The sequence below is a fragment of the Candidatus Infernicultor aquiphilus genome, from assembly GCF_002784285.1.
GTDB lineage: Bacteria > Atribacterota > Phoenicimicrobiia > Phoenicimicrobiales > Phoenicimicrobiaceae > Infernicultor > Infernicultor aquiphilus.
The window spans coordinates 1-822 of sequence record NZ_PFKO01000286.1 but is presented as its reverse complement, the minus strand read 5'-3'; the positions used below and the strand labels follow the sequence as shown (position 1 = coordinate 822).

At 37.6% G+C, this 822-nt stretch carries 1 protein-coding gene; it reads right to left on the bottom strand.

Annotated features, from left to right (window positions below; all coding sequences use genetic code 11):
* Window positions 1-318 precede the first annotated feature (318 nt).
* Window positions 319-492 (bottom strand): hypothetical protein, encoded by a 174-nt coding sequence (locus COZ07_RS07900; protein ID WP_406608025.1) that lies wholly within the window; start codon window positions 490-492, stop codon window positions 319-321.
* Window positions 493-822: the final 330 nt, after the last annotated feature.

The following is an 822-nucleotide window of genomic DNA, read 5'->3' as shown; positions in this document are numbered from 1 at the left end:
TTCATAACCTAAAATACTTTACCTGGGTAGAACAGCAGGGTAAAGATTTAGAAGAATTAAATGCCCAATGGTATGATTATGAAAATTACTGGGGCGGTATTCACCAACAGACCAGTAAGATAGATAAATTAATTAGAGAGTTTAACCAGAGAACTGGCCTGCTGAAATAGGATAAATATTGTGACAGAAAACCGTTGTACTAGCTCAATAATTCGGTAACTTTTTCAAAATAAATAATATTTAAAATAAAAAAGGGTAAGCTAAGGAAGATGACTTTCTTTATAGCTTACCCTTTTTTTATTGCCTTTTTATCTCTATTCAATTTTCCCCAACTCTACCTTCATTCCGGAGAGTTCCTTTTGTCCGATACCCTTCTTTCTGGGCAATCACTATCTCCTGCATAAACCTATCAATCCGAAAGATTAAGAGTATGGATAGGGCAATAGGGAATCCCTGATTAGCGATTAAATCTAACAATGTTTTTAGATCCATTGAATCCCTCCTTGTATAATATATCAATCTCAAAATGTCATTGCGAAGCTTTGCAAGCCTGCCCCTGTGAAAACAGGGGAAGCAATCTCATTAAATTAGAGATTGCCACGCCCTGATAAATCAGGGCTCGCAATGACATTTAGTGTAGGGGGCGGATTTATCCGCCCCGTAATGCCGGGCTCGATAAATCGAGCCCCTACAATTAAATAGACTCTTTCTCGTTCAATAATTTTCTCTTCGATAAGATATCATAAGTCTGCTGATTAATCTTGCCCACATTAGCCTTCATCATGGTCTTTACTGCCTTCTCCTCACTCTTTCTCAATTGGA

Excerpts from the sequence above, each read along its gene's own strand:
- COZ07_RS07900 (WP_406608025.1), bottom strand. The coding sequence starts at position 492 with ATGGATCTAAAAACATTGTTAGATTTAATCGCTAATCAGGGATTCCCT.